Consider the following 20,354-nt stretch of genomic DNA (forward strand, 5'->3'; position numbering starts at 1 on the left):
TTTTTTTTATTAAAATTGTTTGAATTTTTGTTTAAATGTATTATGTTAAATTTATGGAATACTTTTGGGGAGTTGAGAAATGGTAAACAGAGAGATTTTTAGAAAGTATGATATTAGAGGAGTTGTTGGTAAGGATTTAACAGATGAAACAGTAAAACTAATTGCTTTAGGCTTCGGCACTTTTTTAAAAAAGAAATTAAATAAAGAAAGGTTGACTGTTTTGTTGGGGGGAGATGCAAGGAAGTCAACCCCTGAATTTAAAGAGATATTTAAGAATGCTTTAAACAGTTTAGGGATTAGTGTTCTTGATTGTGGGCAGGTACCAACTCCAATTGTTTATTTTGGTGCAAATATACTTGACGTTGACGGTGGTTGTCAGATTACCGCATCTCATAATCCACCTGAATACAATGGGTTCAAACCCTTAATAGGCAAAGATTCTCTTATGGCAGAGGAGATTCAGGAGATTTTAGAAATTATTGAAAAAGCTGAATACAAAAACTTTTTTGTGGAAAATTTTAACCCTGAAAACAAAACTGTTGATTTAGTCTCAGAGTATAAAAAATATTTTTCAGATAATTTCCCAGCAGATTTAGGAAAAGGATTGAAGGTTGTTTTAGATGCAGGTAATGGTATTGCAGGAATTGTGGCTCCAGATATTTTCAAATCTATTGGATGTGAAGTTATTGAACTTTACTGTGATGTTGATTCTACATTTCCAAATCACCATCCAGACCCAACAGTTGAAAAAAATATGCTTGATTTAATTGAGAAAGTAAAGACTGAAAATGCAGACCTTGGAATAGCATTTGACGGTGATGGGGATAGAATTGGAGTTGTTGATGATAGGGGAGAGATAATCTGGGGAGATATGCTGTTAACAATTTTTGCCTTATCTATTTTAAAGGAGAAAAAGAAGGGTACTTTTATTGGTGAAGTAAAGTGTTCCCAGGTTTTCTATTCAGAGGTGGCAAAAGCAGGTGGAAAGGCAATAATGTACAAAACAGGCCATTCCCTTATAAAGAAAAAAATGAAAGAGGTAGGAGCTGTTTTAGCAGGGGAAATGAGCGGGCATATGTTTTTTGCAGATAGGTACTTTGGTTACGATGATGCTATATATGCTGGGGTAAGGCTTATTGAAATTTTAAAGAAGGAAGAAAGGAAACTTTCTGAAATCTATGCTGATTTGCCAAAAACAGTTTCTTCCCCTGAAATAAAGGTGGATTGTCCAGATAGCAAGAAATTTAAGGTTATAGAAAAAATTCAAAAAGCTCTCATTGAAAAGCAGGTTGAAATAGACGGGCTTGAGAATGTCATTACAGTTGACGGGGTTAGGATGGAGTTTTTAAATGGTTGGGGATTAATAAGGGCTTCAAATACCCAGCCTGTGCTTGTGTTAAGGTTTGAAGGATACACTGAACAGGATTTAAATGAAATAAAAGAGAAAACAATAGCCTTATTAAATACCTTTTTGCCCCAGGTTTAAGTTTAAAAAATTGGCTCGGGGAGGTTATAATACTTCCCCTTTTGATATAATAATTTGTAAAATTCTGAAAAAAATTGAAATTTATCCTGCATTTTTAAAATCTTTGTCATTTTTGCAAGGTAATATACTGTTAATGGTTGATAGTTATCAAGTTCATAAGCCTTTGCCATGTTTAAATATCCATAATAATAGTTTCCGTTGTTAAATAGAAAAAGCCCAAAATCCCTTCTTATTTTTATTGAAGAAGGGTGTTTTTTCATTGCGTTAGAGTACCATTTTAATGCTTTCTTTTGGTTATTCTCTTTTTCGTATAGTTTTGCAATTTTCCACATAATAAGGTGAGGTTTATCTAAATCTTTTTTTGTTTCAAGTATCTTTTTTAAGTATTCTATTGCAGATTTAGTAGATTCTGTACCGGCTAAATAATCTGCATAAGAGGCGTAAACATTGTAAACATTAGGGGTTAAATCAAGGCATTTTTTTAGATAATTAATTGCCTCTTTCCCTTTTTTCTCTTTTAACTTCATTGAGTACATGTTGTATAAAGCCCTTACATTGTTTGGATACAGCCTTAAATCCTGTTTAAGGATGGTGGTGTAGTTTTTATACTGTGTATTTCTCATAAAGGTGTTTATTGTATTGATGGCAATTAAAAATATTATTAATGCTGGTATCAATTTTTTATTTTCAAATTTTACAAATAAATACCCAATAATTGCGCTTATTGCAACCATCGGGAAGTACATTCTATGTTCATAAGCTATATCAAGAGGCCAGATTGAATTTTCAATTGTCAGTGCTATCAGGAAAAAACCTGTAAAAAAAGAGAGGTATTTTCTCTTACAAACAAATGCAAAAATAGTCAGCAAAATAATTCCTGAAATTGAAAGTAATGTTGTAAAAGGAGAAATAAGCGAATGGGAAAGAGGATAATTGTAATTTATTGCAAACCTTTTAAAGTATGGAAAGAATATGAGAGATAGATAATGAAATATAACTCTCGGTTCTGTTAAAACCCTTTCCCACATTGTAAAGTCTTTTACTCTATAACCCTTTTCAATAGAAGCAAAGAGGTTAAAGCCGTATGGGGAAAATATTAAAATAGCAATAAGCAGGAAAAATGCCAATCCATAAATTATGGTTTTCTTTTCTTTTCCGTTTTCAATCCAGTAAAGAAAAAAAGAATAGGGAAAAGAAGCAAAGCGTTTTCTTTAAAACCAAGGGCAAGTATAATGCAAACAAAAGAATAGAAATATTTTTTGTTTAGATAAAGTAAAATAGAAAGAAGACTGAATAATGTCATTCCCAGTGCCATCCTTTGAACAATGTAAGACACGGCGGATGTTTGAATTGTTGTGGTTGCAAAAAAAAGTGCAGAAATTAAAGCAACTGTGTTGCTTTTTTCCTCTCCCTCAAAGTTTTCCCATATTTTTTTTATTACAAAAAATACAAGCAATGTATTTATTAGATGAAAAACAATGTTTATCAGGTGAAAATAGAAGGGGTTAATTCCACCAGAGTAATAATTTAATGCAAAAGAAAAGTGAGCAAGAGGCCTTATGCCACTCTTTGTGCAGGTTAATACCTGCATTATAGAAATAGGAGTTAAATCTTTTATTAGAATTCTGTAATTATAAACAATTACATTAAAATCATCAAAGATAAAGTCTCCTCCCATTGCAGGGATGTAAATTATCAGTGTTATTAAAAAGGTTAAAATTAACCCAATTAATGTTTTTCTATTTTTCATCAATAACTCCTTTAATTCAATTTTTTCTTTAAATAGGATATAATAAATTCTATGAAAAAAAAGTATTTTCTTTTTGCTTTTGTTTTATTAATTCTGGTTTTTTTCGGGTTCTGGGATGTTATACAAAACCCACAGGTTTATTATGATGATATAAATAACATTTTTAATCTAACAATAGCCTCTAAAACCTTCAACCTGGAAACAATAAAAAAGGTTTTGATTTTTCATTTCGGTGGTTTTCGTCCTGTATCATATTTTTCCTTTTATTTGAATTACCTTTTCTGGGGAAGGGGAACTGAAAATTTATTCCCCTTTATAATTACAAATGTAATAATTCATTTTTTTAACTCTCTGTTAGTATTTTTTGTTTCTATGAAACTAACAAAGGATAATTATAGAATTTCCTTTTTTGTATCAATTCTATGGGCACTTTCTCCTGTGAATTCTCTTGCTGTTGACTATATTGTTCAGAGAATGACAGAGTTGATGTTTTTTTTCGGTATGCTTTCCTTCTATTGCTTTTTAAAGTATCTGGAGAAAAGAAAAAAAGCGTTTTTACTATTAACAGCTGTTTTCTTTGTGTTGTCGGTTCTTTCCAAGGAAAATGGGGTCCTGTTTTTACCATTATTCTTTGTTTACCTGGTTTGGTTTGATTTTTTAAAAATTGATATAAAAAAGCTTTATCTTTTATTTATATTGTTATATGTTCTTTTTTTGGTTTTTGCGGCAAATTATTTTTATCCTCAGGCTATTGTAAGAGGTTTTACCCCCTGGGAGAGATTTTTAACAGAGTCAAGGATTCTCCTTTTTTATTTAAAAACCTTGCTTTTGCCTCTTCCTTCGGATATTTTTTTATATGTTGATTTTTCTGTTTCAAGAAATCTTTTTCACCCATTTTCAACTTTTGTTTCATCTTTGCTTTTAATCTTGTTGTTTTTTGCTTCGCTTTATTTATATAAAAAAGATAGATTGATATCTTTTGGGATTTTAGGTTTCTTTATCTTCCATTCAATAGAGGCAAGTACAATTCCTCTTTACATTGCTTTTCTCCATAGAAATTATGCGCCTTCTTTTTTCCTGTACTTTGCAATGGTTTCCTTCTTTTTTAAATATGTAAGGAGAGATTTTTTTAGATACACTGTTTTATTTAGCATTGCTTGTGTATTTGTTTTTGTTTTAAAAATCCATAATTCCTCTTATTCTTCTCCATTTTATTACCTTTCCCAGAATTATAAATCGTTTCCCAACAATAAAGATTTGTGTGCGGCACTTGGAATCAGGTATTCAAAAACAGGGCAGTATAAAAAAGCACTCGATTTATATATTAAGTCTTTTAAGCCAGATAAATTAGAGAACAGGATTGAGCTTGTATTGGGGGCGTTTTTTAATATGGGTTGTTACCAATGTGTAATTAATATGAGAGGGTTGGTGAAAGGTGCAGTTATTTATCAGATTATAGGAAAGTCTTACAAAAAGATGAATAAATTCAACAAAGCAGAGCAGTATTTTAAGGAATCTTTAAAAATTGAGTTTAGCAAGAATACACTTTTTTCCTATCTTGATTTACTGGCTAAGCAGGGAAGGTTTAAAGATATTTTGGTTTTAATAAACAGGTATGAAAAAAAAATTGGGCAATTTGAGCTTACCTATATGTATAAAATAAACTCTTACATTGAATTGGGAGAATTTGAAAAAGCTAAGCCTCTTTTTGATAAATTAACCTCTAAAAAAGTTTATTTGTGGCTAAAGGGCAAATACTTTTTGAGGAAAGGAAAAATAAGTGAGGCAATTGAAACTTTAAATAAAATTGAAATAAAGGTTTTGTCTCCTCCAAATGTTTTTATTCAACTACAAAAAGTACTTTTGCTTTCTGATGCATATGAAAAAGCAGGTGAATATGATAAGGCATTAAATTTACTGAAGGACTATTCTAAAAAAGGCTTTTTCAAAGATATTATTGAGAAACAGATTGAAACCATAAAAAGGGATAGAGAGAAAAATGGAAAAGCTTTACCAGAATAGAAGAATAATTTTTGTTCTTTCAGCAATTTTGATTTTTGTATGTTATTTAAGTTTTTTGTTTGCCCCTTTTTACTTTGATGATTTTTACAATATAGTTCACAATCCTTACTTAAATTCTCCAATTTCTTCTTTAAAATGTAATTTAGGTGGTTCCCGTCCACTGGCATATCTGTGGTTTTACATGGATAAAACAATCTTTGGGTTAAATCCATTTTATTTCAGAATGGAAAATATTATTGGACACTTACTAAATTTTATTCTTGTTTTTAATGTGATAAAAAAGCTTACTTCAAAATATGGCGATAAGGATTCTTTTCTGATCTCTTTTTTTACTGCTTTATTGTGGGGATTGCACCCCATAAATTCCCAGAGTGTTGCTTATATAGTGCAGAGGATGAACGAGGTTGCTGTTTTTTTTACATTAGCAGGTTTTTTATTTTACCTTGATTTTGTGAATAATAGAAAAATAAGAGACCTGTTTTTTGTTGTAATTTGCTTGATATTGGGTCTTGGATTTAAAGAAACTGCAATACTTTTAATTCCTCTGTGTCTTTTGCATTATTTTTTGTTTGTCGATAAAAAGAAAGCAATTTTTGGGCTTGTTTTATTTGTAATTATCTCTCTTTCCATTGTGCTTTTTCTTCCCCAATTTCAAAAAGTATTACCACTTGATTATTTAATAGGAAAACAGGTAAATGATAAGCATTTTACGATATTTCAAAAATTTATAACCTCATTTAAAGTAATTATTGACTATATTATTGTTTTTGTTTTTCCTCTATTTAAAAACATCCATCTATATTATGATTTTGCAATTGAAAAGAATTTGTTTTCTGCAAAGGTTTTATTTCCGCTAATTTTTATTCTTTTATGCTTAGGTTTTGCTGTTTATCAGTATAAAAAAGATAAGTTAATGTCTTTTTCTATTTTTGCTTTTTTCTTCCTTCTCTTTCCTGAGAACTCATTCCTTCCATTAGATATTGCCTATCAACATAGAATGTATTTGCCATCTGTTTTTCTCTCTCTTATTGTTGTTGTTTTATTTTTCAAGTTTCTTAAAAAAGATAGATTTGTTCTTGTTTTAAGTTTCATGTTAATTTTTCTCGCCATTAATCTTGTTGTAAGGGGAGTTGTGTTTTCAATTCCTGAAAAGTTTTACAAAAACGAAATTAACCATGCCCCTGATAATGTAAAGATATACATTAATGCAGCAAAAAACTTAATTGAAGCAGGTGATTTAGAGGATGCATATTTTTACCTTAAAAGAGGGATAAAAAGATTTCCTGACAATGCATTACTGGCTACAAATATGGGTCTTTACTATGCTAAAACAGGAGATTTAAGTAGAGCAATTTACTGGTATAAAAGGGCAGAAAGAAAGGATAATCCGTTTCTAAAAGAAGTTCACTGGAGTCTTGCTATCCTATTTTTGGAGAAGCACGATTTTAATAATGCTAAAAAATACATTAATATTTTGAAAAAGGAAAATTTTGCAAAGGAAAAGATAGAATTTTTAGAAAATAAAGTTATAGAATTTTATTCTGCAGAAGCAACATCTGAGTAAAGCAAGTTTCCTTTATCATCGTACGCCTTTATTGTTATTGATTTTCTTTTATTTGATGCTCTTAAATAGATAATTCCAGCCTTAAAAACATTTTTCTTACCCCATGGATTGTTTAACTTAAATTTGTACCAATTCCTTTTCACATGGTTTGCTACCCTGCTTGCGTTTGCCCTCCTTGGGAAAGGAACCCTGTCCCTTCTATCTATTTTTCCATCACCATTCCAGTCAATGGTTTTTGCAACCATTGAGGGGCTGGGAGCATAAACAGCTTCAAGCATATTTTCAAGCTCTAATTTTAATGCCTTAGCCTGGGCTACCACATTTGCCCTTTTTGCCCTCTCCTGCACTCCTAAATATGCTGGAATTGCTATGGCGGCTAAAATTAAAATTACAGCAACAACAATCAAAAGTTCTATTAAGGTAAATCCTTTTCTCATTGTCACCTCTTTAATATGCCATAGCAGTTGCTGAGTATAGTAATATTCCTTCTTTTGAATATCCTTTAATTCTTATTTTTCTTGTTCCAGGTATAAGTTTAATAAGCCCAGCATCAAAAGCATTCCCGCTTCCATAGGGATTTTTAGGTTTAAACTGATAAGATGAAGAAGTTACTAAATTTATAATATCCTGGCTGGAAGTTCCAGATGGTGTTGTGTCATTATTATCTATTCTACCATCGCCATTCCAGTCTACTGTTCCTCTTACAAGTGGTGGAGATGGGGCATATACAGCTTTAAGCATGCTATCAAGTTCAGTACGCAATGCTTTGCAATCTTCGGTGATGGCAGCCCTCTGGCTTCTTGTTTGTACCCCAAGGTATCCGGGGATTACTATTATAGACAGAATTCCTATTATTGCTACTACAATTAATAATTCAATAAGGGTAAATCCTCTTTTCATTACACCCCCTTTCGCAATGTTGAAAAAAAAAGCCCCGAGTTACTCGGGGCTTTCTGGTTAAACTAAATAATTATTCAGCAGTAGCAACCTCTGAGTAGAGGAGGTTACCCTCTTCATCAAAAGCCTTAATGTTAATTGTTTTGTTATTCGGCCCCGCTGTTAGTGTGATTCTTCCTGCAGTGAAAGCATCCTGAGGACCAAATGGATCTTTTGGTCTGTTTAGATATGAATCAGATTCAATCCAGGAAATAAGAGCATCTGCTGTTGTTCCAGGTGTACTATCAGAAGCATCAATCTGTCCATCACCGTTCCAGTCAACAGTTCCCTGAACCATTGCAGGTGATGGAGCATAAATTGCTTTTAACATCTGATCTAACTCTGTTTTCAATGCTTTTGCAGAGTCAACTACGGCTGCTCTTTTAGCCCTTTTCTGAACACCTAAGTATCCAGGGATAGCGATTGCAGCAAGAATACCGATAATTGCAACAACGATTAACAATTCAATAAGTGTAAAACCTTTTTTATTCATATTTGCCTCCTAAAAAATTTATGGCAACAATCATATTGCAATTTATATGCCAAAAGCAATCCAAATTATTTTAGGAAATTTAGGTGAAAATTTTTCAAAGTGACAAATATTGGGATAGGATATGTGACAAATTTTGTCACTTTGTTTGTAGATTTGCAATTTATAGGTTTTGGATTATAATCTATTTAAAATAGTAGTGAGAGGTGATTTATGAAAAGAAAAGGTTTTACACTTGTAGAATTATTGGTAGTTGTGGCAGTCATTGGTATTTTGGCTGCAATTGCTATTCCTGCTTACATGGGGGTTCAAACAAGAACAAGGAGAGAGGCAGCTGTAACTGATTTGCAAAATTTGGCTTCGGCAATGGAGTTATACTATCAGGAGCATAACAGGTATGCTCCGTCAGACGGCACAATTACAGACTTGGAGGAGATAAAAGATTTGTACAGGGCTTTCAGACCTGGCACCAACCGTTTTACCTATACTGTAACAGTTTCAAATGGAGGCCAGGATTATTTAATCGAGGTTGCGGGAGATTTTGGCCAATATTCGAAGGTCACAATGGATCAGAATGGAACAGTGCAATGGCATGAATAATTAGAACTTTTCCATTGAGTGTTTTACTCTTTCTTTGAAAATCCTTTTTAATTGAATATAACATGAGGGGCAGGAGGTAATAATTTCAAAATCCTGTTCCTTTTCTCTTTTTCTTGAAAGAATTTTTTTTGAAATTAGGGGATGGCTTATCCAGAATGTTCCAGCACTTCCACAACATTTTTCTTCGTGCTCCCAATCTTCAATTTCAATGATTTTTAACAATTCGGATTTTTCGTTAAAGTCTTTTAAATGCTTTAAGTGACAGGGCAGATGGTAGTAAGTTTTGATATTGTTTTCTTTTTTATTTTTATAAAGTTTGGAAACTTCCACACTCATTAACTTAATTTTCTCCCCAAACCTTTCTTTTAAAAAAGAAAAACCGGATGAGCAGGGTATATACACTGTTTCATAGTTTTTGAAAATCTCTCCAAGGCTTTTAACCCTTCTTTCTGATTCATCTAATAGGCCTTTGTAAAAGTGAGGCATTCCGCAACAACCCTGTTCAACAATGTCAGCATTCAGAATTTTTGCATAAGATTTAATTTTTTTGTTTACCTTTTTAAACATCGGTGTTCTAAAAGCGCATCCGACAAAAATAAGGTTTTTGTTTTTCTTTTCACTTTCGTTTTTGCTTTCTTTCATCATTTTGAGAGGAATTTTCAAATAAACTGGTAAATTGTAATTTGATGAAAGTTTTGCAACTAATTTTGATATTGGTATTTCCATTGGGCATTCAGGCTCACATGAACCACATCTTAGACAAAATTCAGCAATTTTCCCTGCATCCTTTTTGTTTCCTGTAAATGCAGTGAGGAGGCTTCCTATCCCGCCGTGATATACCTTCCCGAATTTATGCCCCCCTATCTCTTTGTAAACAGGGCATATGTTTAAACAGGACGCGCACCTTATACACCTCGCAGCATCTTTAAATTCTGAGTTTAAAAGTGCTTTCCTTCCATTATCTAACACTATTAAAAAAATTTCCTGGTGGGGGAGTGGTTTTTTTATAAAGTCAATGTAGCTTGTATAATACTGGCCTGTTGCACTTGAAGTTAATAATTTCTGAATATTTTCCATATTTTCAGCATTGTCGTAAATCCTGTCGTAACCTGTTACCACAAAAATTTTTTCAGGAAGCCTTGCGCTTAATGATATGTTTCCCTCATTGCTTACTGCAATAATGGTTGAGGGATTAGCAATTACAAAGTTTGCCCCTATTATCCCTGTTGTTGCTTTTAAAAACTTTTCTCTTAAATGTTTTCTAACAAAGTCTGTTAATTCCTGAATATTTGAAGAGAGTTTTGTTTTAAATTTTTTATTTATCATTTTTCTTACATCTTCAGCAGATAGGTGAAGGGCAGGGGCTGTGAAGTGAGAGGGTAATTCATTTCTCTGCTGAATAATCCATTCTCCAAGGTCTGTTTCAATTACTTCATGCCCTATTTTTTCTAAAAATTGCCTTAACTGAATCTCTTCGGTTGTAAGGGATTTTCCCTTTACAATTAATTCATTTTCTTTAAGCTTTGATTTAATAAAATCCCTTGCTTCTTTTCCATTTTCAGCAAAAAACACCTCTATTCCATTTTTTTCAAAGTTTTTCTTTGCTTCAAGCCAGAGTTTATCTGCATTTCCAAGGCTTTTTTTTCTTTTTTCAACTGCAAGGGGGATTAAATCATTCAATTTTTTTTCATTAAAAAGCTTATGCTTTTTTTCAACCGTGTGATTTGTAGCTCTGTAAACATTTTCATTAAACAGGTTGAATAACCACAAAGTGACACTCCTTTGCTCCATGAACACCTGAAATTAGTTTTTTTTCAATATCTGCAGTTTTGCTTTCCGCACTTACAAATACTGCTTGAGAGAAATCAAATTCATTGATTGCTTTCTCATATCCATCCGCTATGTTTTCCCCGTAAATAATTACGGTATTGTGGAGGAGTATTTTTTCAGCATCCTCTTTGTTTTCAATCCTTACAAATGCCCCTTCGTTTTTAACAATTAAGTCAGCTTCAATCAATGAACAGTCTTCAAATTTTTGTTTAATTTCACTTATTTTATTTTCAAATTCATCACTTTTTGTAAAGTGCCAGTAGGTTGCCATCAGTCTTTCCCCGGTAATTTAGGTTTGTTAAAAAACCATAGCATTCTAATCCATTGAAATCTTTTTATTTTTTTCTTTTCCTCTTCTGTAAGTTTTGATGGGCAAATAAACTGCTTCCACTTTAGAATACTGCTTGTGTCTGCAAGTTTTAGAATAGGTTTTACAAGGTTAAAAAGACTAAAGCGGGTAAGCTTTACCATTGAAACAAGGTCTATGAGGTAAACCTTTTTATCTTTAATTATAATATTTCCCCTTTTTCTCAAATCAAGGTGGTATATGTTTTCTGAATGGAGTTTTTTTTACGCACTTTTTTAGCTCCTCAACTGCAAAACAGTACTCCTCTTTTTTTTCAACTTCCCCGAATGTTTTCCCGTTAATAAATTCAATTGCAAGGGAGTGTTCATCAGGCATGCCGTATGTTTCAGGGAAAAAATCAAATAGTTTGTTTACGAGTAAATAGTTTTTATACTCCCTCTTTGCCATCCTTTTGCCGTATCTCTTGATTAATGGAGTTTTGTTTTTATAATCCTTAATTACAATTTGTTTTCCGTTTATTTTTACAATGTAAACGTCAGCCTGCTTTTTTTTACCTTTTAACAGGTATGTTTTTTCAAGTCTATCTATAACTTCTCTATTTAACTCCATTAAAGCCTCTTGAAAATCTCAAGTAAATTCTCTAATTCCTGTTTGATTTCTTTCAACTCATTTTTAAAATTAATGTGTGATTTAATTTCGTTTTTGTGCTCTTTCATGTCTCTTTTAATTCCCTCAATTGTTAGTCCGCTATCCCTTTTTTGTTTTATTACTTTAAGCAACTCAATCTCTTTATCTGAGTAAACCCTTTGTCCTTTGTTGTTTTTAACAGGTTTTAATTGAGGAAACTCCTTTTCCCAGAACCTGATTGTTGATGCAGGCTCTCCTATTATTTTTGAAACTTCCCCTATTTTGTAAAACCTTTTTGCTGGAATTAAGAATTTTGCCATACACTCCTCAAGTATTAATTTTAATATAATCTATAATTTTTTGATAGAAAAAAGGAAAACTATTATCTCCATTTTGATAAAATGGCAAAAGGAGAATTTTTATGCCAGACTGGGAAATTAATTATAGTAAAAAAGAGACTGGAGTAAAAAGGGTATTTAAAAATATGTTTTCCCTCTTTTTTTTGAGGGGGAGTTTGCACTTTCTTCATTTTATAACCTACCCATTTTTAATGAGGATGTTAGGAGTAGAGAGGTTTGGCCTTGTTGTTTTTGGCCAGTCAATAATAATGTTTTTTTCAATAATCACAGATTTCGGGTTTAATTTAAGTGCAGTTAAAGAGGTTTCTATTAAAAGGGAAGACAGTAAAGAGGTAAATGAAATATTTGTTTCTGTTTTCTGGGTAAAATTATTACTTGCATTATTTTCTCTTTTCTTTTTACTATTGCTTGTAAACTATTTCCCTAAATTTAAGACAGAAAAACTGTTTTTTCTATTAATGTACGGTTATCTTGTTGGATATGTCCTATTTCCAATATGGTTCTTTCAAGGTATGGAAGATATGAAATACATAACCTATTTCAACCTTTTAGGAAGGGTTGTTTACACAGTTTTATTATTTGTGTTTGTTAGAAAGCCTGAGCATTATATTTTAGTGCCACTTTTTTTGTCCTTTTCTATGATTTTAACAGGGGTTTCCTCTTTTATGCTGGCTTTAAAAAAGTATAGGCTAAAACTTTATTTTCCTCGTTTTTCTGTACTTGTAAATAACTGGAAAAAGAGTTTTCATTTCTTTCTTTCCAACCTGTTTATCTCAATGCTTAATTACAGCAATGTTATATTTTTAGGGTTATTTTTAGGGAATGAGGCTGCAGGTTTGTACTCAATGGCTGAAAAGATTTATCAGGCATTAAGTTCTCTCTATGTGCCACTTAACGATGCCCTGTATCCATATATGGCAAAATTCAAAAACTTCTCTTTCTTTAAAAAAGTTTTTAATTTTTCCTTTTTGTTGAACCTAATTTTTCTTTTTATAGTGGCTGTTTTTTCAAGGGAGATAATATTGATTATGTATGGAAAAGCATATGTTGAGTCAATAGCCGTATTAAGGATATTATCTTTAAGTGGAGCAATATGGCTGCCTTCATTATTGATAGGTTACCCCTTGCTGGGGGTAACAGGGAAAGAGAAACTTGTAAATAATTCAATAATTTTTGCATCAATTATACATATAGCATTGCTTTTAACAATCTCTAATTTTGCTACAGTAACCCTTGTAGCAATGCTTTTTGTTTTTACCCAGATTGTTATCCTCTCAATTAGGCTTTACGGGTTACATCAAATCAGGGATAGTTTAAGTTGAAACACTGGGATTTTGCTGTAAAATCTATTAAGAGGTGGATATGGAGAGGTTGAAAGCAACTGAAAGTAGAGAAAAAAAGATTGTGAAAATAAAAAATACAAAGGTTGGTGGCGGGTATTTCCTCTTTTGTGCAGGCCCCTGTGCAGTTGAATCAAGAGAATTGATGAAGGAAATAGCCTCGTATTTAAAAAGCACGCCTGTTAATTTGATTAGAGGGGGTGCCTTTAAACCGAGGACTTCCCCTTACTCTTTTCAGGGATTGGGAGAAGAAGGGTTGAAGATACTAAAAGAGGTAAGCGAGGAATTGAATATCCCCTTTGTTACAGAGGTAACTGACACAAAGTATGTTGAAATAGTTGCAAAGTATGCTGATTGCTTTCAAATAGGCTCAAGGAATATGAGTTCTTTTGAACTTCTTAAAGAGGTGGGTAAAACAGGAAAGCCAGTGCTTCTTAAAAGAGGAATGTCAGCAACTGTGGATGAATTTTTAAATGCAGCGGAGTATATTTTAAATGAAGGAAATGACAACATTATCCTATGTGAAAGAGGGATTCGTTCGTTTGACTCTAACTTCAGGAATATACTTGACTTAAATGCTGTTGCCTATTTAAAGCAAAAGACATTTCTACCTGTTATAGTTGACCCAAGCCACGGTACAGGAAGGAGAGAGATTGTTGAAAAACTCTCTCTTGCAGCAATGGCAGCAGGTGCTGATGGATTGATTGTTGAAACACATCCATACCCAGAGGAAGCCCTGTCAGATGGTTTTCAGTCCTTAAATAGAAAGGAGTTTTTGTCTCTATCAGAAAAGGTTAAAAAGTTTGCCTCTATTTTCAACTATGAAATCCAATCTTAAAATAGAAAAAATAAGGCAAAAACTTTTTAAATATTATGGCTCACTTAACTGGTGGCCTGCTGAAACCCCTTTTGAAGTTTGTGTTGGAGCAATTTTAACCCAGAATACTGCCTGGAAAAATGTTGAGAAGGCAATTGAAAATTTAAAAAGAGAAAATCTTTTATCCTGTAAGGCATTGACTGAGGCTGAATTGCCTTTAATTGCCAGATTGATAAAACCTTCAGGCTACTTTAACCAGAAGGCAAAGAAATTGAAAGAATTTTGCTCATTTTTAAGTGAAAATTACAATTGTTCCCTTGGTGAGTTTTTCAATTCAGGTTCAGTTGAAGAATTAAGGGGAAAATTGCTTTCAATCTGGGGGATAGGGAAAGAGACGGCAGATTCAATTCTACTTTACGCAGGCAACAAGCCTATTTTTGTTGTTGATGCCTATACAAAGAGGATACTTTCCCGACATGGAATTTGTGAGGAAAATATAGATTACGAAAAATTAAGAATGTTAATTGAAAACTCAATTAAAAAGAGTGTGGAATACTACAACGAATTTCACGCAGCTTTAGTTTACATAGGTAAGGATTTTTGCAGTAAAAAAAAGCCTTTATGTGATAGATGCCCCCTTAAAGGTTTATAATTTTTGTTTTTTTTTGCCTTGTATTCTGTCATAATTATAGGGATAACAATGTTAGGAGTGTTTTATGAAAAAGATTTTGCCTGCAATAATACTGGTTTTTATTTTTTTGTTTTTAACAGCCTGTAATAAGGAAAAGAAATACTACGAAGGAAGTGGTAAGGTAATAGCCAACATTAATGGTTATAAATTAACTGAAGATAAGCTTGACCTTCTTTACAAAACCCTGCCGGAAAATATTAAACAGCAGTACAGGGGAGAAGAGGGAAAGAAAAAACTGATAGAGCAGTTAACTGTTCAGAAACTTCTTGTTCAGGAAGCTAAAAGGTTAAATCTGGATAAAAATCCAGAATTCCTGGTTAAAAGGGAGATGGACGAAGATTCACTTATTATGGAACAGTATTACAAATACCTTTTTGATAATTATAAGCCAGATGAAAAGGCATTAAAGGATTTTTACAACTCTCATCCAGAGATTTTTGCGCCTCAAGAAGAGTTTGAAGCGTACCACATACTTATCACCCCTCAGAAAGACCAGAAGGTTTTCAATACAAAGAAGTCAGATGCTAAAAATGAAAAAGAGGCACAGAAAAAAATAAAAATGATTCAAAGGTTGCTTAAAAAAGGTGTCCCCTTTGAAAAGGTTGCAAAAGAGTATTCAGAAGGGCCATCTGCACCAAGAGGTGGATACTTAGGCAAGTTTAATTTAGGCAGAATGATTCCAGAGTTTGAAAATGCTTTAAAGAAAATGAAGCCAGGTGAAATAAGCGAGCCTGTTAAAACAAGGTTTGGTTATCATATTATTTATCTAAAAAACAGGACAAAACCTGCGCCTAAGCCATTTGAACAGTTAAGTGAAAAGGAAAAGAACCAGGTTATGCAGCAGTTTTTCAGAAATCTACTTGAAAATAAAATAAAGGAGTTAAAAGCTCAGGCTCAAATTGTAGTACAAAAGTAATCTATGAAAAGGTTTTTAGTTGGATTAACTTTGACAATTTTAATAATTTCAGGGGTTTCCTGTGGGAAGAAAAGCAGGAAGCCCCCTGTCCCTGAAAATGTAATAGCCACAATTGACAAATACTATGTTTTCAGGGATGAGTTTCTATTGTATTTAAACCTGAATTATAAACCAATCCTTGAAAAGAAAGACAGCTTTATACTTTCAAGGATACTTGATGATTATCTTAAAAGAAGAATGATTTATCTTTATTTAAAAGAAAAAAACATGCTTCCTTCAAATGATGCAATTGTTGAGTATATGAAATTTCACGGTTTTGACAGGATTTATAAAAAACTTGATTTAAAGAATAAAAGGTACTTTGTTTTTTTTATGATTTTAAATTTAAACGAAGAGATAATGAAAAATCATATTCTTAAAGATTATGTTCATGTTGACGAAAAAGAAATCAAAGATTATTACGAAAATAGAACAGAAGAATTTATAAAAAAGAAAACATACTGTTTTACAAGGTTTCACAGTTCATACAAAGATTTAATGGTGGAAGCAAGAAGGTGGATAGTAAGAAAACACAGGGATGAAACCTTTATCAGATTAAGATACAGGGATATAGAGGTTGAAGAAAATTGCTTCGAAGAAGACAATATACCGGAAGATTTTTTAAAAATTTTGAAAAAAATGAGACCTAACAGGGTGTCAAAGGTTATAAAGTTGAAAATTGGAGAAAAGGAAGATTACAATATTTTATGGCTTAAAAAGGTAATACCTGCAAGAAAACTAAAGTTTGAAGAGGTAAAAGATATGATTTACAATAAAATTGCTATGGAAAAATACTCAAAGAAGGAAGAGGAAATCTATTCTGAGATTAACAAAAAATTTAAAGTGATTGTTTATCCAGAAAATATTCTTGTTTTTAAATACAACGGGGTTTTCCCCGTATTCAATTCGGAGGGAAAATGAAAAAAATAGCCTTACTTTTATGCTTTGCAATAATTTTTGGAGCACAGGCTAAAATAATAGACAAAATTGCTATTATAGTTAACAACAGGGCGGTAACATATCACGAGCTTGAAAAACTCTATCAGATAAGGTCTTCTGAACTTTACAGAAAATATGCTGGCAAAGAGCTTGCTGAAAAACTTGAGGCTTTGAAGAAGCAGGTAATTAAAGATAAAACAGATGAACTGCTTCTCCTTGAAAAGGCTTCTCAGGAAGGGATTACCATCAGTGATGAAATGATGGATAATTTTATTAAAGGATTGATGAAGCAGAACAATATTGAAAATGAGGAGCAGTTTAACAATATCCTTATGCAGCAGATGGGAATGACTTTAAAGCAGTTTAAAGAAACACAGAAAACTCAGTACATAGCAAGGACAGTTATACAGCAATTTGTCATAAATAAAATAGTTATTGATGAGGCAGAAATTAGAGCATATTATGACGAACATATTGACGATTATAAAACTCCCTTTACATATTCAATTCAGGAGATAGTCCTGTACTATGATTCAACTACAAAATTATTTGTTGAAAACAGGGCAAAATCAATTGTTGAAGAGTTAAAATCAGGGAAGCTTGATTTCTCAACTGCAGTGTCTCTTTACTCTGAAGCCAGTTCTAAAGAGTTAAATGGAGAATTGAAAAACCTGAAATTAGGGGATTTGAACAAAAAACTTGAAGAGGCGGCTTTGAAATTAAAAGTTGGTGAAGTTGCTATGGTGGAGCTTCCTGATTCAATTCACATAGTTAAACTTATTGAAAGAAACGAGCCTAAACCTCTTCCTTTTGAAAAAGTAAGGGATAAAATTGAAGACAAGTTGAGACAGCCTTTAATTCAGGATAGAATTGACAAGTTTATGGAAGAGTTAAGAAGCATATATTATGTAAGGATTGATGTTAAACCGGAAGAATTAAAATGAGGTTAGACCTTTTTTTAAAAAAGGTTTTAATAATAAAAAGAAGAACACTATCTCAGGAGTTAATAAAATCTGGGAGGGTTTTTGTAAATGGAAGTATTGCAAAGCCGGGTAAAGATATAAAAGAAGGTGATATTATTATATTCCCGTTGAGGAAAAAGAAATTAACCATAAAGGTTAAACAAATACCAAAAGGCAATGTAAAAAAAGGTGATGAATTAAACTATTACGAAGTTTTGAAAGAGGAGAATATAGATGAATGAACATATTTTTGTTAAAGATTTAAAGCCTGATTCAAGGGTTGAGGATATTTATTTGCTTAAACTGATAGGTTTAAGGGACAAAAAAAATGGGGGGCAGTACCTTCTCCTTAAACTCTCCGATATGAGCGGCGAGATAATGGGTATGATGTGGGATAAGATTGATGGAGTGATTGATAAAGTTAAGCCTGGAGATTTTGTAAAGGTAAGATTCAGGGTGCAGGTTTACAACAACAATTTGCAGGCAATTGTTTCAAAGATTGACAAGGTTGACGAAGGAGAGATAGACAACGCTGAGATATTTTTCCCATCTTCAGAAATCCCTGCTGAAACTTTGTATGAAAAGATTATTAAATTTGTTAACGAAAAAATTGATAATAATTTTATAAAAGAACTTGTATTCAGAGTATACAAAGACCCTGAAATAAAGCCCATGCTTTTAAAAGCCCCTGCTGCAAAATCCCTACATCATGCATACAGAGGTGGATACCTTGAGCATGTTTTAGGATTGCTCAGGCTTGCTGAGAAAGTTTGCGAAGTTTACCCTTTTATAAACAGAGATATAGTTTATGCAGGCCTTTTGTTCCACGACATTGGAAAATTGTGGGAATTGTCCTATGAAAGAGAATTTAATTACACAACAAAGGGCAGGCTTTTAGGGCATATTGCAATTGAATATGAATTTGTTACTGACAAAATAAAAGAGATTCCGGATTTTCCTGAAGATTATAAATTGCACCTGCAACACATACTCTTATCCCACCACGGAGAGCTTGAATACGGATCTCCTAAGAGGCCTAAAACTCCAGAGGCTTTATTAGTTGCAACAATAGACAATTTAGACGCAAAAATGAATGCAATGAAAAACGCAATTGATGCAGATGCCCAATCAGACCACCCGGATTGGACTCCATACCTTCCTATGTTTGAAAGGGTAATATTCAAGAAAAGGCCGTAATTTTTTTAAAATTAATTTAGCTGGTTGGTTTAAGGTTTTAAGGTATATCTTTATTAAAGCTGTTTTTATTTTTTTATTTTCTTGACATGTGTCAAAAACAGAGTTAATTAAAATTGACATTGAAATTGTTTGATTCTATCTTCTGAATAGGATGAAAGGTTTTATAAAATTTTTTTTAGTTTTAACAATGTTTTTCCCGATTTGTACATATTTAACCCCTTTTTCTCCTCAATACAAAGGAAATATATTAATTGTTTCGCCAGATGGAGACGATGTCAACGGTGACGGAAGTGTTGATAATCCCTTTAAAACACTGGATACAGCATTATTCTATGCAAAGCAGGGAGACACAGTATATTTGAGAGGTGGAGTTTACCCCATTGAGGTAAATATTGATGTTTCCGGCAACAGCCGTAATCCAATAACCATATCTTCATACCCCGGTGAGCATGCTATTTTTGACGGCACTATTGATGAAAATTCCGATTCAAACCCACCGAAATTCAGAATAACAGGTGACTATTTAATTGTTGAAAACATAGAGGTGAGAAACGGCGGTTCTGACGGTGTGCTATTAACAGAAGGTGCTTCCCACAATATCCTTAAAAATATTAAAGTGCACCATTGCTATTTTGCCGGGATTGAGATTGAGAATGGGGCAGGTTATAACCTTGTTCTCAACTGTGACTCATATATGAATTGTGATTACAGGGAAACTCACGGAGAGCATGCAGACGGTTTTGGGGTAAAGTTTAATGTTGGTAGGGGGAATGTTTTGAAAGGATGCAGGGCATGGAACAACTCTGACGATGGTTTTGATATGTGGGAGGCAAACAACAAGGTAACAATTGAATACTGTATTGCTTGGGGAAACGGTTTTGACAGCTGGGGTATAGGAGGTGATTTTGCAGGAGACGGAAACGGTTTTAAACTTGGGCCTGGCGGCCATTTAATTCACCACTGTATTGCATTTTTAAACGCTTCAAGGGGATTTGATTTCAACGATGCGGAAGAAAGCCTCTATGTTTACAACAATTCTTCATACAAAAATCCGGTAGGTTTTAACTTTCCAGATGGAAAGCATGTTTTAAAGAATAATCTTTCTTTCAGGGACGGGAGAAACACAGTTGGAATGGAATGTGTGCAAGAGAGAAATTCATGGCAATACGATTCTGTTTCTGAATCAGCATTTGTTTCACTTGATTATTCAGTTGTTATCGGAGAAAGAAAAGCAGATGGGAGTATTCCTCAAAATAATTTTTTTAAGCCTTCCCTTTATTCGCCTTACATTGATAAAGGAGTTGATGTAGGCCTTTTATATTACGGTAATGCACCTGAAATAGGGGCTGTTGAAATAAGGATATTCAGAATTATCATCCCTAAAGACCCTTTAACAACACCCGCCTTATTGTTTTAAATTGTTTTAATACTGCAAGGGTTAAAATAACAATTTTTTGTTTTCTATTGACTAATTAATGGATA

General features: G+C 32.8%; 23 protein-coding genes. 13 read left to right on the top strand and 10 right to left on the bottom strand.

What is annotated here, in order from left to right:
* Nucleotides 1–79 precede the first annotated feature (79 nt).
* A complete protein-coding gene (locus TTHT_RS00100; RefSeq protein ID WP_201328007.1) occupies nt 80–1,486 on the top strand; it encodes a phosphomannomutase/phosphoglucomutase in 1,407 nt (468 codons plus the stop codon).
* A 2-nt stretch (nt 1,487–1,488) separates the two neighbouring features.
* On the opposite strand, the gene TTHT_RS00105 is transcribed toward TTHT_RS00100, so the two are convergent.
* Together TTHT_RS00105 and TTHT_RS00110 are read right to left on the bottom strand one after the other, a co-directional pair.
* Nucleotides 1,489–2,613 carry a tetratricopeptide repeat protein gene (locus TTHT_RS00105; RefSeq protein ID WP_201328008.1) on the bottom strand — a complete coding sequence of 375 codons (1,125 nt, stop codon included), beginning with the start codon at nt 2,611–2,613 and terminating at the stop codon, nt 1,489–1,491.
* Nucleotides 2,614–2,621: 8 nt separating this feature from the next.
* Nucleotides 2,622–3,236 (bottom strand): hypothetical protein, encoded by a 615-nt coding sequence (locus TTHT_RS00110; RefSeq protein WP_201328009.1) that lies wholly within the window; start codon nt 3,234–3,236, stop codon nt 2,622–2,624.
* Nucleotides 3,237–3,287: 51 nt separating this feature from the next.
* Here TTHT_RS00110 and TTHT_RS00115 point away from each other — a divergent pair, with 51 nt between their 5' ends.
* Both TTHT_RS00115 and TTHT_RS00120 read left to right on the top strand, forming a co-directional pair.
* Nucleotides 3,288–5,258, top strand: a complete 1,971-nt coding sequence (locus tag TTHT_RS00115; RefSeq protein ID WP_201328010.1) for a glycosyltransferase family 39 protein — start codon at nt 3,288–3,290, stop codon at nt 5,256–5,258.
* Nucleotides 5,236–6,822 (top strand): tetratricopeptide repeat protein, encoded by a 1,587-nt coding sequence (locus tag TTHT_RS00120; protein ID WP_201328011.1) that lies wholly within the window; start codon nt 5,236–5,238, stop codon nt 6,820–6,822. The genes TTHT_RS00115 and TTHT_RS00120 overlap by 23 nt, the downstream gene beginning before the upstream one ends.
* On the opposite strand, the gene TTHT_RS10955 is transcribed toward TTHT_RS00120, so the two are convergent.
* From TTHT_RS10955 to TTHT_RS10965, 3 genes are all read right to left on the bottom strand, one after another.
* The gene (locus TTHT_RS10955) at nt 6,795–7,259 is read right to left on the bottom strand and encodes a prepilin-type N-terminal cleavage/methylation domain-containing protein (protein WP_330873135.1); all 465 of its coding nucleotides are present in this window, start codon (nt 7,257–7,259) and stop codon (nt 6,795–6,797) included. The genes TTHT_RS00120 and TTHT_RS10955 overlap by 28 nt on opposite strands.
* Nucleotides 7,260–7,269: 10 nt before the next feature.
* Complete coding sequence (locus TTHT_RS10960) at nt 7,270–7,722, bottom strand: type II secretion system protein (RefSeq protein WP_201328013.1); 453 nt, start codon at nt 7,720–7,722, stop codon at nt 7,270–7,272.
* Nucleotides 7,723–7,792: 70 nt separating this feature from the next.
* Nucleotides 7,793–8,251 (bottom strand): type IV pilin protein, encoded by a 459-nt coding sequence (locus tag TTHT_RS10965; RefSeq protein WP_330873136.1) that lies wholly within the window; start codon nt 8,249–8,251, stop codon nt 7,793–7,795.
* 210 nt (nt 8,252–8,461) lie between these two features.
* Between TTHT_RS10965 and TTHT_RS00140 the strand changes: the two genes are divergently transcribed.
* A complete protein-coding gene (locus tag TTHT_RS00140; RefSeq protein ID WP_201328014.1) occupies nt 8,462–8,848 on the top strand; it encodes a type IV pilin protein in 387 nt (128 codons plus the stop codon).
* On the opposite strand, the gene TTHT_RS00145 is transcribed toward TTHT_RS00140, so the two are convergent.
* Genes TTHT_RS00145 through TTHT_RS00165 form a run of 5 tightly spaced genes read right to left on the bottom strand, consistent with a single transcriptional unit; the run spans nt 8,849 to nt 11,932 of the window.
* Nucleotides 8,849–10,618 carry an LUD domain-containing protein gene (locus TTHT_RS00145; RefSeq protein ID WP_201328015.1) on the bottom strand — a complete coding sequence of 590 codons (1,770 nt, stop codon included), beginning with the start codon at nt 10,616–10,618 and terminating at the stop codon, nt 8,849–8,851. It lies immediately after the preceding gene.
* Complete coding sequence (locus tag TTHT_RS00150; RefSeq protein ID WP_201328016.1) at nt 10,596–10,949, bottom strand: hypothetical protein; 354 nt, start codon at nt 10,947–10,949, stop codon at nt 10,596–10,598. Before TTHT_RS00150 ends, TTHT_RS00145 begins: the two co-directional genes overlap by 23 nt.
* The gene (locus tag TTHT_RS00155) at nt 10,949–11,212 is read right to left on the bottom strand and encodes a hypothetical protein (protein WP_201328017.1); all 264 of its coding nucleotides are present in this window, start codon (nt 11,210–11,212) and stop codon (nt 10,949–10,951) included. The genes TTHT_RS00150 and TTHT_RS00155 overlap by 1 nt, the downstream gene beginning before the upstream one ends.
* Nucleotide 11,213: 1 nt before the next feature.
* Nucleotides 11,214–11,594 carry a hypothetical protein gene (locus tag TTHT_RS00160; RefSeq protein WP_201328018.1) on the bottom strand — a complete coding sequence of 127 codons (381 nt, stop codon included), beginning with the start codon at nt 11,592–11,594 and terminating at the stop codon, nt 11,214–11,216.
* Nucleotides 11,594–11,932 (bottom strand): MerR family transcriptional regulator, encoded by a 339-nt coding sequence (locus TTHT_RS00165; RefSeq protein WP_201328019.1) that lies wholly within the window; start codon nt 11,930–11,932, stop codon nt 11,594–11,596. The genes TTHT_RS00160 and TTHT_RS00165 overlap by 1 nt, the downstream gene beginning before the upstream one ends.
* A gap of 101 nt (nt 11,933–12,033) precedes the next feature.
* Between TTHT_RS00165 and TTHT_RS00170 the strand changes: the two genes are divergently transcribed.
* The 9 genes from TTHT_RS00170 (at nt 12,034) to TTHT_RS00210 (ending at nt 20,289) form a co-directional block, all read left to right on the top strand.
* Nucleotides 12,034–13,293: an oligosaccharide flippase family protein gene (locus TTHT_RS00170; protein WP_201328020.1), complete on the top strand. Its 1,260-nt coding sequence runs from the start codon at nt 12,034–12,036 to the stop codon at nt 13,291–13,293.
* Between the two features lie 40 nt (nt 13,294–13,333).
* Nucleotides 13,334–14,149: a 3-deoxy-7-phosphoheptulonate synthase gene (gene aroF / locus TTHT_RS00175; protein WP_201328021.1), complete on the top strand. Its 816-nt coding sequence runs from the start codon at nt 13,334–13,336 to the stop codon at nt 14,147–14,149.
* Nucleotides 14,133–14,780, top strand: a complete 648-nt coding sequence (locus TTHT_RS00180) for an endonuclease III domain-containing protein (protein ID WP_201328022.1) — start codon at nt 14,133–14,135, stop codon at nt 14,778–14,780. Before aroF ends, TTHT_RS00180 begins: the two co-directional genes overlap by 17 nt.
* Nucleotides 14,781–14,844: 64 nt before the next feature.
* A complete protein-coding gene (locus TTHT_RS00185; RefSeq protein ID WP_201328023.1) occupies nt 14,845–15,735 on the top strand; it encodes a peptidylprolyl isomerase in 891 nt (296 codons plus the stop codon).
* A 3-nt stretch (nt 15,736–15,738) separates the two neighbouring features.
* On the top strand, nt 15,739–16,695 hold the full coding sequence (locus TTHT_RS00190) for a peptidylprolyl isomerase (RefSeq protein WP_201328024.1): 957 nt from the start codon (nt 15,739–15,741) through the stop codon (nt 16,693–16,695).
* On the top strand, nt 16,692–17,657 hold the full coding sequence (locus TTHT_RS00195) for a peptidylprolyl isomerase (RefSeq protein WP_201328025.1): 966 nt from the start codon (nt 16,692–16,694) through the stop codon (nt 17,655–17,657). The genes TTHT_RS00190 and TTHT_RS00195 overlap by 4 nt, the downstream gene beginning before the upstream one ends.
* On the top strand, nt 17,654–17,917 hold the full coding sequence (locus TTHT_RS00200) for a S4 domain-containing protein (protein ID WP_201328026.1): 264 nt from the start codon (nt 17,654–17,656) through the stop codon (nt 17,915–17,917). Before TTHT_RS00195 ends, TTHT_RS00200 begins: the two co-directional genes overlap by 4 nt.
* Nucleotides 17,910–18,872 (top strand): 3'-5' exoribonuclease YhaM family protein, encoded by a 963-nt coding sequence (locus TTHT_RS00205; protein ID WP_201328027.1) that lies wholly within the window; start codon nt 17,910–17,912, stop codon nt 18,870–18,872. The genes TTHT_RS00200 and TTHT_RS00205 overlap by 8 nt, the downstream gene beginning before the upstream one ends.
* A 151-nt stretch (nt 18,873–19,023) precedes the next feature.
* Nucleotides 19,024–20,289: a right-handed parallel beta-helix repeat-containing protein gene (locus TTHT_RS00210; RefSeq protein ID WP_201328028.1), complete on the top strand. Its 1,266-nt coding sequence runs from the start codon at nt 19,024–19,026 to the stop codon at nt 20,287–20,289.
* Nucleotides 20,290–20,354: the final 65 nt, after the last annotated feature.

The sequence above is a fragment of the Thermotomaculum hydrothermale genome, from assembly GCF_016592575.1.
GTDB lineage: Bacteria > Acidobacteriota > Holophagae > Thermotomaculales > Thermotomaculaceae > Thermotomaculum > Thermotomaculum hydrothermale.